12 protein-coding genes and 1 pseudogene are annotated in these 13,611 nt (G+C 53.1%); 10 read left to right on the top strand and 3 right to left on the bottom strand.

Translation table 11 applies throughout. The features are described from left to right. The first annotated feature begins 16 nt into the window (after nucleotides 1-16). The 3 genes and pseudogenes from radA to nadS form a co-directional block, all read left to right on the top strand. Nucleotides 17-1,399, top strand: a complete 1,383-nt coding sequence (gene radA / locus ACU8XX_RS20775; protein ID WP_125060021.1) for a DNA repair protein RadA — start codon at nucleotides 17-19, stop codon at nucleotides 1,397-1,399. 20 nt (nucleotides 1,400-1,419) lie between these two features. Further along, complete coding sequence (nadR, locus tag ACU8XX_RS20770) at nucleotides 1,420-2,652, top strand: multifunctional transcriptional regulator/nicotinamide-nucleotide adenylyltransferase/ribosylnicotinamide kinase NadR (RefSeq protein ID WP_000093810.1); 1,233 nt, start codon at nucleotides 1,420-1,422, stop codon at nucleotides 2,650-2,652. Between the two features lie 38 nt (nucleotides 2,653-2,690). Next, a pseudogene (nadS, locus tag ACU8XX_RS20765) lies at nucleotides 2,691-2,798 on the top strand (NadS family protein); the annotation flags it as partial. Nucleotides 2,799-2,958: 160 nt separating this feature from the next. Here nadS and ettA read toward each other — a convergent pair. Continuing rightward, a complete protein-coding gene (gene ettA / locus ACU8XX_RS20760; protein WP_000046749.1) occupies nucleotides 2,959-4,626 on the bottom strand; it encodes an energy-dependent translational throttle protein EttA in 1,668 nt (555 codons plus the stop codon). A gap of 210 nt (nucleotides 4,627-4,836) precedes the next feature. Between ettA and sltY the strand changes: the two genes are divergently transcribed. Together sltY and trpR are read left to right on the top strand one after the other, a co-directional pair. Beyond that, on the top strand, nucleotides 4,837-6,774 hold the full coding sequence (sltY, locus tag ACU8XX_RS20755; RefSeq protein WP_000409456.1) for a murein transglycosylase: 1,938 nt from the start codon (nucleotides 4,837-4,839) through the stop codon (nucleotides 6,772-6,774). Nucleotides 6,775-6,863: 89 nt separating this feature from the next. Beyond that, entirely contained in the window at nucleotides 6,864-7,190 is a 327-nt protein-coding gene (gene trpR / locus ACU8XX_RS20750) for a trp operon repressor (protein ID WP_000068679.1), read from the top strand. Between the two features lie 84 nt (nucleotides 7,191-7,274). Here trpR and yjjX read toward each other — a convergent pair whose 3' ends face one another. Then, on the bottom strand, nucleotides 7,275-7,796 hold the full coding sequence (yjjX, locus tag ACU8XX_RS20745; protein ID WP_001341279.1) for an inosine/xanthosine triphosphatase: 522 nt from the start codon (nucleotides 7,794-7,796) through the stop codon (nucleotides 7,275-7,277). Between the two features lie 51 nt (nucleotides 7,797-7,847). On the opposite strand from yjjX, the gene gpmB reads away from it, so the two are divergent. Beyond that, the gene (gene gpmB / locus ACU8XX_RS20740; RefSeq protein ID WP_000942344.1) at nucleotides 7,848-8,495 is read left to right on the top strand and encodes a 2,3-diphosphoglycerate-dependent phosphoglycerate mutase GpmB; all 648 of its coding nucleotides are present in this window, start codon (nucleotides 7,848-7,850) and stop codon (nucleotides 8,493-8,495) included. On the opposite strand, the gene robA is transcribed toward gpmB, so the two are convergent. Continuing rightward, the gene (gene robA, locus ACU8XX_RS20735; RefSeq protein ID WP_000371666.1) at nucleotides 8,492-9,361 is read right to left on the bottom strand and encodes an MDR efflux pump AcrAB transcriptional activator RobA; all 870 of its coding nucleotides are present in this window, start codon (nucleotides 9,359-9,361) and stop codon (nucleotides 8,492-8,494) included. The genes gpmB and robA overlap by 4 nt on opposite strands. 210 nt (nucleotides 9,362-9,571) lie before the next feature. Here robA and creA point away from each other — a divergent pair, with 210 nt between their 5' ends. Genes creA through creD form a run of 4 tightly spaced genes read left to right on the top strand, consistent with a single transcriptional unit; the run spans nucleotide 9,572 to nucleotide 13,581 of the window. Further along, on the top strand, nucleotides 9,572-10,045 hold the full coding sequence (gene creA, locus ACU8XX_RS20730; RefSeq protein ID WP_000875487.1) for a protein CreA: 474 nt from the start codon (nucleotides 9,572-9,574) through the stop codon (nucleotides 10,043-10,045). A 12-nt stretch (nucleotides 10,046-10,057) separates the two neighbouring features. Next, the gene (gene creB / locus ACU8XX_RS20725; RefSeq protein ID WP_001188664.1) at nucleotides 10,058-10,747 is read left to right on the top strand and encodes a two-component system response regulator CreB; all 690 of its coding nucleotides are present in this window, start codon (nucleotides 10,058-10,060) and stop codon (nucleotides 10,745-10,747) included. Then, the gene (gene creC, locus ACU8XX_RS20720; RefSeq protein ID WP_001219615.1) at nucleotides 10,747-12,171 is read left to right on the top strand and encodes a two-component system sensor histidine kinase CreC; all 1,425 of its coding nucleotides are present in this window, start codon (nucleotides 10,747-10,749) and stop codon (nucleotides 12,169-12,171) included. The genes creB and creC overlap by 1 nt, the downstream gene beginning before the upstream one ends. Nucleotides 12,172-12,228: 57 nt before the next feature. Continuing rightward, the gene (creD, locus tag ACU8XX_RS20715; protein ID WP_032174510.1) at nucleotides 12,229-13,581 is read left to right on the top strand and encodes a cell envelope integrity protein CreD; all 1,353 of its coding nucleotides are present in this window, start codon (nucleotides 12,229-12,231) and stop codon (nucleotides 13,579-13,581) included. The last annotated feature ends 30 nt before the right edge of the window (nucleotides 13,582-13,611 follow it).

The following is a 13,611-nucleotide window of genomic DNA, read 5'->3' as shown; positions in this document are numbered from 1 at the left end:
ATTAACGAGGTACACCGTGGCAAAAGCTCCAAAACGCGCCTTTGTTTGTAATGAATGCGGGGCCGATTATCCGCGCTGGCAGGGGCAGTGCAGTGCCTGTCATGCCTGGAACACCATCACCGAGGTGCGTCTTGCTGCGTCGCCAACGGTGGCGCGTAACGAGCGTCTCAGCGGCTATGCCGGTAGCGCCGGGGTGGCAAAAGTCCAGAAACTCTCCGATATCAGCCTTGAAGAGCTGCCGCGTTTTTCCACCGGATTTAAAGAGTTCGACCGCGTACTAGGCGGCGGCGTGGTGCCAGGAAGTGCCATTCTGATTGGCGGTAACCCTGGTGCGGGGAAATCCACGCTGTTGCTGCAAACGCTGTGCAAACTGGCCCAGCAGATGAAAACGCTGTATGTCACCGGCGAAGAGTCGCTGCAACAGGTGGCAATGCGCGCTCATCGCCTTGGCCTGCCGACTGACAATCTCAATATGTTGTCGGAAACCAGCATCGAGCAGATCTGCCTGATTGCCGAAGAAGAGCAACCGAAGCTGATGGTAATTGACTCGATCCAGGTGATGCATATGGCGGATGTACAGTCATCGCCTGGCAGCGTGGCGCAGGTGCGTGAAACGGCGGCTTATCTGACGCGCTTCGCCAAAACGCGCAGTGTGGCGATTGTCATGGTTGGGCACGTAACCAAAGATGGCTCGCTGGCTGGCCCTAAAGTGCTGGAACACTGTATCGACTGTTCGGTGCTTCTGGATGGTGATGCCGACTCCCGTTTTCGCACCTTGCGCAGCCATAAAAACCGCTTCGGCGCGGTGAATGAGCTGGGCGTCTTCGCGATGACCGAACAGGGGCTGCGTGAAGTCAGCAACCCTTCGGCAATTTTCTTAAGTCGCGGAGATGAAGTGACCTCCGGCAGCTCCGTGATGGTGGTGTGGGAAGGAACGCGTCCGTTGCTGGTGGAGATTCAGGCGCTGGTCGATCACTCGATGATGGCGAATCCGCGCCGCGTGGCAGTGGGGCTGGAACAAAACCGTCTGGCAATCCTGCTGGCTGTCTTGCACCGTCACGGTGGTCTGCAAATGGCCGATCAGGATGTATTTGTGAACGTGGTCGGCGGCGTGAAGGTAACCGAAACCAGTGCCGATTTAGCTTTACTGCTGGCGATGGTTTCCAGCCTGCGTGACAGACCGCTGCCACAGGATCTGGTGGTGTTTGGTGAAGTCGGGCTGGCAGGGGAGATCCGCCCGGTGCCCAGCGGTCAGGAACGAATTTCAGAAGCGGCGAAACACGGTTTTCGCCGGGCGATTGTTCCGGCGGCTAACGTACCGAAAAAAGCGCCGGAAGGGATGCAGATTTTTGGCGTTAAAAAACTCTCCGACGCGCTTAGCGTGTTCGACGACTTATAATGAGAGATACGGAGGGAGATATGTCGTCATTTGATTACCTGAAAACTGCCATCAAGCAACAGGGCTGCACGCTACAGCAGGTAGCTGATGCCAGCGGTATGACCAAAGGGTATTTAAGCCAGTTACTGAATGCCAAAATTAAAAGCCCCAGCGCGCAAAAGCTGGAGGCGTTGCACCGTTTTTTGGGGCTTGAATTTCCCCGACAGAAGAAAACCATTGGTGTCGTATTCGGTAAGTTCTACCCGCTGCATACCGGACATATCTACCTTATCCAGCGCGCCTGTAGCCAGGTTGACGAGCTGCATATCATTATGGGTTTTGACGATACCCGCGACCGCGCGTTGTTTGAAGACAGCGCCATGTCGCAGCAGCCCACGGTGCCGGATCGTCTGCGCTGGTTATTACAAACTTTTAAATATCAGAAAAATATTCGCATTCATGCTTTCAACGAAGAGGGCATGGAGCCGTATCCGCACGGCTGGGATGTGTGGAGCAACGGCATCAAAAAGTTTATGGCTGAAAAGGGGATTCAGCCGGACCTGATCTACACCTCGGAAGAAGCCGATGCGCCACAGTATATGGAACATCTGGGGATCGATACGGTGCTGGTCGATCCGAAACGTACCTTTATGAGTATCAGCGGTGCGCAGATCCGCGAAAACCCGTTCCGCTACTGGGAATATATTCCTACGGAAGTGAAGCCGTTCTTTGTACGTACCGTGGCGATCCTTGGTGGCGAGTCGAGCGGTAAATCCACCCTGGTAAACAAACTTGCCAATATCTTCAATACCACCAGTGCGTGGGAATATGGTCGCGATTATGTCTTTTCACACCTCGGCGGTGATGAGATCGCATTGCAGTATTCCGATTACGATAAAATCGCGCTGGGCCACGCACAATACATTGATTTTGCAGTGAAATATGCCAATAAAGTGGCGTTTATTGACACTGATTTTGTCACTACCCAGGCGTTCTGCAAAAAGTACGAAGGGCGTGAGCATCCGTTCGTACAGGCGTTGATTGATGAATACCGTTTCGATCTGGTGATCCTGCTGGAGAACAACACGCCGTGGGTGGCGGATGGTTTACGCAGCCTCGGCAGTTCGGTGGATCGCAAAGAGTTCCAGAACTTGCTGGTGGAGATGCTGGAAGAGAACAATATCGAATTCGTGCGGGTTGAAGAGGACGATTATGACAGCCGTTTCCTGCGCTGCGTGGAGCTGGTGCGGGAGATGATGGGGGAGCAGAGATAACCGCGATGAAACGGCTCAAAGGCGAGGTATAAAATAAGTTTTTTGATGAGTTGAAAACCTCTCTGGAAGAGGCTGTCGAGATTAAACAAGGTTTGAAAAAACCTGCACGGGTGACCCGCTACGAAATTGCGGATACTAAGGCTGTTGTAGGCCGGAAAAGGCGTTCACGCCGTATCCGGCATTCGGTGCTCAATGCCTGATGCGACGCTTACCGCGTCTTATCAGGCCTGGAGATTCACAACGTATTGAAATTTCTTGGTTTGTAGGCCGGATAAGGCGTTCACGCCGCATCCGGCATTTTACGCATTACTTCGCAATACGCTTGTACTTGATACGCTTCGGCTCCAGTGCGTCTGCGCCCAGCGTGCGTTTCTTGTACTCTTCGTACTCAGTAAAGTTACCTTCGAAGAACTCAACTTTACCTTCATCCTGGTAGTCCAGGATGTGCGTGGCGATACGGTCGAGGAACCAACGGTCGTGCGAGATAACCATCGCACAGCCCGGGAACTCCAGCAGGGCGTTTTCCAGCGCGCGCAGGGTTTCGATATCCAGGTCGTTGGTTGGTTCGTCGAGCAGCAGCATGTTGCCGCCAACCTGCAGCAGCTTCGCCAGATGCAGACGACCGCGCTCACCACCGGAAAGTTCACCAACGCGTTTACCCTGATCAACCCCTTTAAAGTTAAAGCGGCCAACGTAGGCGCGGCTTGGCATCTCGGTGTTGCCGATCTTCATAATATCCAGCCCGCCGGAAACTTCTTCCCAAACGGTTTTGCTGTTATCCATTGAGTCACGGAACTGATCAACCGATGCCAGTTTCACCGTTTCACCTAAAGTGATGGTGCCGCTGTCCGGCTGTTCCTGACCAGAGATCATACGGAACAGGGTCGATTTACCCGCGCCGTTCGGACCGATGATCCCGACGATTGCCCCTTTCGGGATCGAGAAGCTCAGGTCATCAATCAGCAGGCGATCACCGTAGGATTTACGCAGGTTGCTGACTTCCAGCACTTTATCGCCCAGACGCGGTCCAGGTGGAATAAACAGTTCGTTGGTTTCGTTACGTTTCTGATATTCGGTGCTGTTCAGCTCTTCAAAGCGTGCCAGACGTGCTTTACCTTTCGACTGGCGGCCTTTAGTTCCCTGACGTACCCACTCCAGCTCTTTCTCGATCGACTTACGACGCGCCGCTTCTTGTGAAGCTTCCTGCGCCAGGCGCTGATCTTTCTGCTCCAGCCAGGAGGAGTAGTTGCCTTCCCACGGAATACCTTCACCGCGGTCAAGTTCGAGGATCCAGCCTGCAACGTTATCGAGGAAGTAACGGTCGTGGGTAATCGCCACCACGGTGCCCTCGAAGTCGTGCAGGAAGCGTTCCAGCCAGGCCACGGATTCGGCATCCAGGTGGTTGGTCGGTTCGTCGAGCAGCAGCATGTCTGGTTTTTCCAGCAGCAGGCGGCACAACGCTACGCGACGACGCTCACCACCGGAGAGGTTAGCGATTTTCGCGTCCCAGTCCGGCAGACGTAGCGCATCCGCCGCACGCTCCAGCTGTACGTTCAGGTTATGACCGTCGTGAGCCTGAATGATCTCTTCCAGACGGCCTTGTTCAGCGGCCAGCTTGTCAAAATCGGCATCCGGATCGGCGTACAGCGCATACACTTCATCCAGGCGTTTCAGGGCGTTAACCACTTCAGAAACCGCTTCTTCAATGGACTCACGCACGGTGTGTTCCGGGTTCAGCTGCGGTTCCTGCGGCAGGTAACCAATCTTGATGTCTGGCTGCGGACGCGCTTCACCTTCGATGTCTTTATCAATGCCCGCCATAATGCGCAGCAGGGTAGACTTACCCGCGCCGTTCAGACCCAGGACACCAATTTTTGCCCCAGGGAAGAAACTCAGAGAGATGTTTTTCAAAATATGACGTTTCGGCGGAACAACTTTGCCGACACGATGCATGGTATAAACGAATTGAGCCACGTTGGACTTCGCCTCTATGTTTATCGTGATGATGAGTTTTCAAAGGCGAAGTGTAGCCTTTTTCCCCGCCTAATCCCAGTTGGTCGATCACCTTCGCAGTAAAAGTAAAAAAGTGTCCGTAACGTGGCGTAAACGGCAATGACTGGTTAGCATAAATCTATTACGCGGCATGACGCTGCATTGATGTATTTACACTTAGAGGATGCGCTTGTGGAAAAAGCCAAACAAGTTACCTGGCGGCTGTTGGCTGCCGGTGTCTGTCTGCTGACGGTCAGCAGCGTGGCGCGAGCCGACTCACTGGATGAGCAGCGTAGCCGTTACGCGCAAATCAAGCAGGCCTGGGATAATCGACAAATGGATGTGGTCGAACAAATGATGCCTGGACTGAAAGATTATCCACTTTATCCCTACCTGGAATACCGTCAGATCACCGATGACCTGATGAATCAACCGGCGGTGACGGTCACTAACTTTGTTCGCGCTAACCCCACGCTTCCTCCCGCTCGCACGCTGCAATCTCGTTTCGTCAATGAACTGGCGCGGCGTGAAGACTGGCGTGGCTTGTTAGCCTTTAGCCCGGAAAAGCCCGGAACTACCGAAGCGCAATGTAATTACTACTATGCAAAATGGAACACCGGGCAGAGTGAAGAAGCCTGGCAAGGGGCGAAAGAGCTGTGGCTAACCGGCAAGAGCCAGCCTAACGCCTGTGACAAGTTATTTAGTGTCTGGCGTGCGTCAGGTAAACAAGATCCGCTGGCGTATTTAGAGCGTATCCGTCTGGCGATGAAAGCGGGTAACACTGGCCTGGTAACAGTGCTGGCAGGGCAGATGCCTGCCGATTACCAGACTATCGCCTCGGCAATCATTTCACTGGCGAACAACCCTAATACGGTACTGACCTTCGCGCGTACAACCGGAGCGACCGATTTTACCCGTCAAATGGCGGCGGTGGCGTTTGCCAGTGTGGCGCGGCAGGATGCTGAAAATGCACGGCTGATGATCCCATCGCTTGCCCAGGCGCAGCAGCTTAATGAAGATCAGATTCAGGAGCTGCGCGATATCGTCGCCTGGCGTTTGATGGGCAACGATGTCACCGACGAGCAGGCGAAATGGCGCGATGACGCCATTATGCGCTCGCAATCTACTTCGCTTATTGAACGCCGTGTACGAATGGCGCTTGGCACCGGCGATCGTCGCGGCCTGAATACCTGGCTGGCGCGTTTGCCGATGGAGGCGAAAGAGAAAGATGAATGGCGTTACTGGCAGGCGGATTTACTGCTGGAACGCGGACGTGAAGCTGAAGCAAAAGAGATTTTGCATCAACTCATGCAACAGCGTGGTTTCTACCCGATGGTTGCTGCACAACGCATCGGCGAAGAGTATGAGCTGAAGATTGATAAAGCGCCGCAGAATGTTGACAGCGCCCTGACTCAGGGGTCGGAGATGGCGCGCGTGCGCGAGTTGATGTACTGGAATCTCGATAACACCGCGCGTAGCGAGTGGGCCAATCTGGTGAAGAGCAAGTCAAAAACAGAGCAGGCTCAACTGGCGCGGTATGCTTTCAACAACCAATGGTGGGATCTTAGCGTTCAGGCAACGATCGCCGGGAAGCTGTGGGATCATCTGGAAGAGCGATTCCCGCTGGCTTACAACGATCTTTTCAAACGTTACACCAGTGGGAAGGAGATCCCGCAAAGCTATGCGATGGCGATTGCCCGTCAGGAGAGCGCCTGGAATCCAAAAGTGAAATCACCGGTAGGGGCCAGCGGCCTGATGCAGATTATGCCTGGTACAGCGACCCATACGGTGAAGATGTTCTCTATTCCTGGTTATAGCAGCCCTGGGCAATTGCTGGATCCGGAAACGAATATCAACATTGGCACCAGTTATCTGCAATATGTTTATCAGCAGTTTGGCAATAACCGTATTTTCTCCTCAGCAGCTTATAACGCCGGACCAGGGCGGGTGCGAACCTGGCTTGGCAACAGCGCCGGGCGTATCGACGCAGTGGCATTTGTCGAGAGTATTCCGTTCTCCGAGACGCGTGGTTATGTAAAGAACGTGCTGGCTTATGACGCTTACTACCGCTATTTCATGGGGGATAAACCGACGTTGATGAGCGCCACGGAATGGGGACGTCGTTACTGATCCGCCCGTTTATGATATGCTATCGTACTCTTTAGCGAGTACAACCGGGGGAGGCATTTTGCTTCCCCCGCTAACAATGGCGACATATTATGGCCCAACAATCACCCTATTCAGCAGCGATGGCAGAACAGCGTCACCAGGAGTGGTTACGTTTTGTCGACCTGCTTAAGAATGCCTACCAAAACGATCTCCATTTACCGTTGTTAAACCTGATGCTGACGCCAGATGAGCGCGAAGCGTTGGGGACTCGCGTGCGTATTGTCGAAGAGCTGTTGCGCGGCGAAATGAGCCAGCGTGAGTTAAAAAATGAACTCGGCGCGGGCATCGCGACGATTACGCGTGGATCTAACAGCCTGAAAGCCGCGCCCGTTGAGCTGCGCCAGTGGCTGGAAGAGGTGTTGCTGAAAAGCGATTGATTTTGTAGGCCTGATAAGACGCGGCAGCGTCGCATCAGGCATCGTGCACCGAATGCCGGATGCGGCGTGAACGCCTTATCCGTCCTACAATGCCTGATATACGGCATTGTGAAACGGACTCAGCGCCAGGATCACCGCCTGGTGATAGACGCTGGCGCGAGTGAGTTTCCCGGCGGTAAACACGCCGATCGCCCCTTCCTTACGACCAATCTCATCAATACCGGTATAACGCGACATCACGGGACCAAGCGCCTCGCCTTCACGCACTTTTTCCAGAATCACCGCAGGCAACGGCAAAGTAGCCGAACGCGCCTCGCCGCGCTGGCTGGCGTTTTCAATCACCACCCAACTGAAAGTGCTGTCACCATCGATGCCAGCTTCAATCGCCACCCAAAAATCAGCCTCTGGAAGTAAACGGCGGGCATTTGCTACCCGATTTCGTGCGCCAGCGCGCGTTTCCTCACTGCCAAAGGGTTGTTCCGGTACACCGCTCTCGACGGCAACGGATGCAATATGGCAGGATCCTTCGCCGAAGATCTCGTGAAATGCCTGCAGAATGGCCTGAATTTTAGCGGGATTGGTGGTCGCACAGACAACTTGGTGCATAATCAGCATTACTCAGAAAATTAACGTTACAGCAGTATACGGAAAAAAAGCATGTTACAGGTATACCTAGTCCGCCACGGTGAAACGCAGTGGAACGCCGAGCGACGTATTCAGGGCCAGTCTGACAGCCCGCTGACCGCCAAAGGTGAGCAACAGGCGATGCAGGTGGCAACCCGTGCCAAAGAGCTTGGCATTACGCATATTATCAGTAGCGATTTAGGACGCACCCGGCGTACGGCGGAAATCATCGCCCAGGCCTGCGGCTGTGACATCATCTTTGATTCTCGCCTGCGTGAATTAAACATGGGTGTGCTGGAAAAAAGACATATCGATTCTCTGACCGAAGAAGAAGAGAACTGGCGTCGGCAGCTGGTCAATGGCACCGTTGACGGGCGTATTCCTGAAGGCGAGTCAATGCAGGAGCTCAGCGATCGCGTCAATGCGGCACTGGAATCTTGCCGGGACTTACCGCAGGGAAGCCGACCGCTGCTGGTGAGTCATGGTATTGCACTGGGATGCCTGGTGAGTACGATTCTCGGATTACCAGCATGGGCAGAGCGCCGCTTACGTCTGCGTAACTGTTCTATTTCGCGCGTGGATTATCAGGAAAGCCTGTGGCTGGCGTCTGGCTGGGTCGTTGAAACCGCAGGGGACATCTCGCATCTGGACGCCCCTGCATTAGATGAGCTGCAGCGTTAACGGCGGATAGGAATCAGCAGTTCACAGCGCAGATTAATTGGGCGATCTCCCGCTTTGGCGTCTTCTGCCGGGTAGTATCGCTCAATATCCTGACCTTTACGGCGCGTCAGGTTGAGCATTGGCATGCACGTTCCGTATACCGTCAGGATAAACTCCTGCACGCCGGTTCCCAGACCTTCATAGGTAAACATCACATATTCGCCGCCCTGCAGCATCACCGGATGCCCCGTCAGTACATAGCCATCTGCCTGATCCTGGGCTAACGCGGTGGTATAGAATACCTCTTGTTCGTCGTCTTTATCCTGACTCGGACGCGTTTCATTCAGGCCGTAGAGCACTGGCGGAATGGTCGGCGCGTTGCCGAGAAAATCGTGCCAGAACTGATAACGCATTTCATGGCGGAAATCAGAGATTTGCTCCAGCGAACAGGAGTAGCTCTGGGTAACACCAATCAGCGGCGTATCTTCCAGGGTGACAAATTTATGCTCTGGCATAGTGAATTCACCCAGACGCAGCGGCGGGCGAATACCAAAGGCGCTCCATTCAGGAGAACGGCGGTAAAGTGCAGGAGTCTGGGCAAACTGCTTCTTGAATGCGCGGGTAAATGTCTGTTGAGAGTCGAAGCGGTATTGCAGCGCGATGTCCAGAATCGGACGCGCAGTCAGGCGTAGTGCGACCGCCGATTTCGACAAACGACGAGCACGAATATACGCGCCAATAGCATGGCCAGTGACATCTTTAAACATTCTCTGTAAGTGCCACTTGGAATAACCTGCTTTCGCCGCTACATTGTCGAGCGACAGGGGCTGATCCAGATGACCTTCCAGCCAGATTAAAAGGTCGCGAATAATGCCGGCCTGATCCATAAAATATCCTCATCCTTTCAACAACGAGCACCTGACATCAGGTAATTGGATAATAGCATTTTTTGCTGTTTTAGCATTCAGTGTTTTTTTCTTAGTAGAGTATGTTTTAGGTCTTGACGGAAATAAAAGTATTGAGATTTTGTTCTTAATCAATATGTTATTTACCGTGACGAACTAATTGCTCGTGTAATAGATAAAAATGGTAACAATATGAAATACAAGCATTTGATCCTGTCTTTAAGCCTGATAATGCTGGGGCCATTGGCTCATGCAGAAGAGATTGGTTCGGTCGACACCGTATTTAAAATGATCGGCCCGGATCACAAAATTGTTGTGGAAGCCTTTGACGATCCCGATGTGAAAAATGTCACCTGTTATGTGAGCCGGGCGAAAACAGGTGGTATTAAAGGGGGATTGGGTCTGGCGGAAGATACCTCCGATGCGGCTATTTCTTGTCAGCAAGTCGGGCCGATTGAACTGTCGGATCGTATTAAAAACGGCAAAGCTCAGGGCGAGGTAGTATTCAAAAAACGCACGTCCCTGGTCTTTAAGTCGTTACAGGTCGTGCGCTTTTATGACGCCAAACGCAACGCGCTCGCTTATCTGGCTTACTCCGACAAAGTTGTAGAAGGTTCGCCGAAAAACGCGATTAGCGCGGTTCCTGTCATGCCGTGGCGGCAATAACAGAGGCGATTTATGCAACGGGAAACGGTCTGGTTAGTGGAAGATGAGCAAGGGATAGCCGACACGCTGGTCTACATGTTGCAGCAGGAAGGTTTTGCCGTCGAGGTCTTTGAGCGAGGCTTGCCGGTGCTGGATAAAGCTCGCCAGCAGGCTCCCGACGTCATGATTCTCGATGTTGGTTTGCCTGATATCAGCGGCTTTGAATTATGCCGCCAGTTACTGGCGCTCCATCCGGCGTTACCTGTACTGTTCCTGACGGCCCGAAGTGAAGAGGTCGATCGCCTGCTTGGGCTGGAAATTGGCGCTGACGACTATGTGGCTAAACCGTTTTCACCCCGCGAAGTGTGCGCCAGGGTGCGCACCTTACTGCGTCGGGTGAAGAAGTTCTCGTCGCCGTCTCCCGTCATCCGTATTGGTCATTTTGAATTGAATGAACCCGCGGCGCAGATCAGCTGGTTTGACACGCCATTAACGCTGACGCGGTATGAGTTTTTATTGCTGAAGACGTTACTCAAGTCGCCAGGCCGCGTCTGGTCCCGCCAGCAACTAATGGATAGCGTGTGGGAAGATGCGCAGGACACCTACGATCGCACCGTTGATACCCACATTAAAACGTTGCGTGCCAAGCTGCGCGCCATCAACCCCGATCTTTCACCGATTAATACTCATCGCGGCATGGGATATAGCCTGAGGGGCCTGTAATGCGTATCGGCATGCGGTTGCTGCTGGGCTATTTTTTACTGGTGGCGGTGGCGGCCTGGTTCGTACTGGCTATTTTTGTCAAAGAAGTTAAACCGGGCGTGCGAAGAGCAACGGAGGGGACGTTAATCGATACCGCAACGTTGCTGGCGGAGCTGGCGCGTCCCGATTTGCTCTCTGGGGACCCAACGCATGGGCAACTGGCGCAGGCGTTTAATCAGCTACAACATCGCCCGTTTCGCGCCAATATCGGTGGCATTAACAAAGTGCGCAATGAATATCATGTCTATATGACCGATTCGCAGGGTAAAGTATTGTTCGATTCGGCAAATAAAGCCGTTGGGCAGGATTATTCGCGCTGGAATGACGTCTGGCTAACGTTGCGTGGTCAGTATGGTGCGCGCAGCACGTTGCAAAATCCTGCCGATCCCGAAAGTTCGGTGATGTATGTTGCCGCGCCGATTATGGACGGCTCGCGGCTTATTGGCGTTTTGAGCGTAGGCAAACCGAACGCGGCGATGGCTCCGGTCATTAAGCGTAGCGAGCGGCGAATTTTATGGGCCAGCGCCATTTTGCTGGGGATTGCACTGGTGATTGGCGCAGGCATGGTTTGGTGGATCAACCGCTCCATTGCCCGGCTCACTCGCTATGCCGATTCCGTCACTGACAATAAGCCCGTTCCTCTTCCTGAACTCGGCAGTAGCGAGTTGCGTAAGCTTGCGCAGGCGCTGGAAAGTATGCGCGTGAAGCTGGAAGGGAAAAACTATATTGAGCAGTATGTTTATGCGTTAACCCATGAGCTAAAAAGCCCACTGGCGGCGATTCGTAGCGCGGCGGAAATTTTACGCGAAGGTCCGCCACCGGAAGTGGTGGCTCGTTTTACCGACAACATTCTGACGCAAAATGCGCGTATGCAGGCATTGGTAGAAACGTTACTACGCCAGGCAAGACTGGAGAATCGTCAGGAAGTCGTTCTGACTGTTGTTGATGTGGCGGCATTATTTCGCCGCGTCAGCGAAGCGCGCACCGTGCAGTTGGCAGAAAAAAACATCACTCTACATGTTATGCCCACTGAGGTTAATGTTGCTGCTGAACCGGCGTTACTGGAGCAGGCGCTGGGGAATTTACTGGATAACGCCATCGATTTTACCCCCGAGAGCGGTCGCATAACGCTAAGCGCCGAAGTGGATCAGGAACACGTCGCCCTTAAGGTGCTGGATACCGGTAGTGGTATTCCTGACTACGCGCTGTCACGTATTTTTGAACGCTTTTACTCTTTGCCGCGTGCAAATGGGCAAAAAAGCAGCGGTCTGGGGTTGGCGTTCGTCAGTGAGGTCGCCCGTTTGTTTAACGGCGAAGTCACGCTGCGCAACGTGCAGGAAGGTGGCGTGCTGGCCTCGCTTCGACTTCACCGTCACTTCACATAGCTTCAAATTCTTCCCACATAGCCTTCGTATCCTGCTGCCATTGCAAAGGAGAAGACTATGTTGAAATCCCCCCTGTTCTGGAAAATGACCACCCTGTTTGGTGCCGTATTGCTGTTGTTGATTCCGATAATGCTGATTCGGCAGGTGATTGTCGAACGTGCCGATTACCGTAGCGATGTGGAAGATGCGATTCGCCAAAGTACCAGCGGGCCGCAAAAACTCGTTGGGCCGCTTATCGCTATTCCTGTGACCGAGCTTTATACGGTACAGGAAGAGGATAAAACCGTGGAGCGGAAACGAAGTTTTATCCATTTTTGGTTATCTGAGTCATTGATGGTTGATGGCAATCAGAACGTGGAAGAACGCAAGATAGGGATTTATACCGGTCAGGTCTGGCACAGTGATTTAACGCTAAAAGCCGATTTCGATGTTTCGCGTCTTAGCGAACTCGACGCGCCAAATATCACCTTTGGCAAGCCATTTATTGTGATTAGCGTCGGGGATGCGCGTGGTATTGGTGTGGTGAAAGCGCCTGAAGTTAACGGAACGGCGCTGACCATTGAACCCGGCACCGGGTTAGAGCAAGGCGGGCAGGGCGTGCATATCCCTTTACCCGAAGGGGACTGGCGGAAGCAGAACCTGCAGCTGAATATGGCACTGAATTTAAGCGGTACCGGCGATCTTTCTGTGGTGCCTGCCGGGCGTAATAGCGAAATGACCTTAACCAGCAACTGGCCGCATCCCAGTTTTTTAGGTGATTTTCTACCAGCCAAACGGGAAGTTAGCGAGTCAGGTTTTCAGGCGCAATGGCAAAGCAGCTGGTTTGCTAATAATCTCGGTGAGCGTTTTGCTTCAGGCAATGATACCGGCTGGGAAAACTTCCCCGCGTTTAGCGTCGCAGTGACGACGCCAGCCGATCAATACCAATTAACTGACCGGGCGACTAAGTACGCTATTCTGCTGATTGCGCTGACTTTTATGGCGTTCTTTGTTTTTGAAACGCTCACCGCGCAACGTTTACACCCAATGCAATATTTACTGGTGGGGCTTTCATTAGTGATGTTTTATTTGCTCTTGCTGGCGCTTTCTGAACATACCGGTTTTACCGGGGCATGGATAATCGCCAGTCTGATTGGGGCGTTAATGAACGGTATTTATTTGCAGGCGGTATTGAAAGGCTGGCGCAACAGCATGTTGTTTACCCTCGCGCTGTTGTTGCTGGATGGTGTGATGTGGGGACTACTCAACTCTGCCGATAGCGCGCTGTTGTTGGGAACCAGTGTGCTGGTGGTGGCACTGGCCGGAATGATGTTTGTGACCCGTAATATCGACTGGTATGCGTTTTCACTGCCGAAAATGAAAGCCAATAAAGAAGTTACAACGGACGATGAATTACGTATCTGGAAATAAGGTTGAAAAAAAAACGGCGCTAAAAAGCGC

This window comes from Escherichia sp. MAL-1, from assembly GCF_052948035.1.
This window is presented reverse-complemented; position numbering and strand designations above follow the sequence as displayed.

Bases quoted from the DNA above. Each gene is read 5' to 3' on its own strand.
- creB (WP_001188664.1), top strand. From the start codon at position 10,058: ATGCAACGGGAAACGGTCTGGTTAGTGGAAGATGAGCAAGGGATAGCC.
- creD (WP_032174510.1), top strand. From the start codon at position 12,229: ATGTTGAAATCCCCCCTGTTCTGGAAAATGACCACCCTGTTTGGTGCC.
- robA (WP_000371666.1), bottom strand. From the start codon at position 9,361: ATGGATCAGGCCGGCATTATTCGCGACCTTTTAATCTGGCTGGAAGGT.
- trpR (WP_000068679.1), top strand. From the start codon at position 6,864: ATGGCCCAACAATCACCCTATTCAGCAGCGATGGCAGAACAGCGTCAC.
- yjjX (WP_001341279.1), bottom strand. From the start codon at position 7,796: ATGCACCAAGTTGTCTGTGCGACCACCAATCCCGCTAAAATTCAGGCC.
- gpmB (WP_000942344.1), top strand. From the start codon at position 7,848: ATGTTACAGGTATACCTAGTCCGCCACGGTGAAACGCAGTGGAACGCC.
- nadR (WP_000093810.1), top strand. From the start codon at position 1,420: ATGTCGTCATTTGATTACCTGAAAACTGCCATCAAGCAACAGGGCTGC.
- creA (WP_000875487.1), top strand. From the start codon at position 9,572: ATGAAATACAAGCATTTGATCCTGTCTTTAAGCCTGATAATGCTGGGG.
- creC (WP_001219615.1), top strand. From the start codon at position 10,747: ATGCGTATCGGCATGCGGTTGCTGCTGGGCTATTTTTTACTGGTGGCG.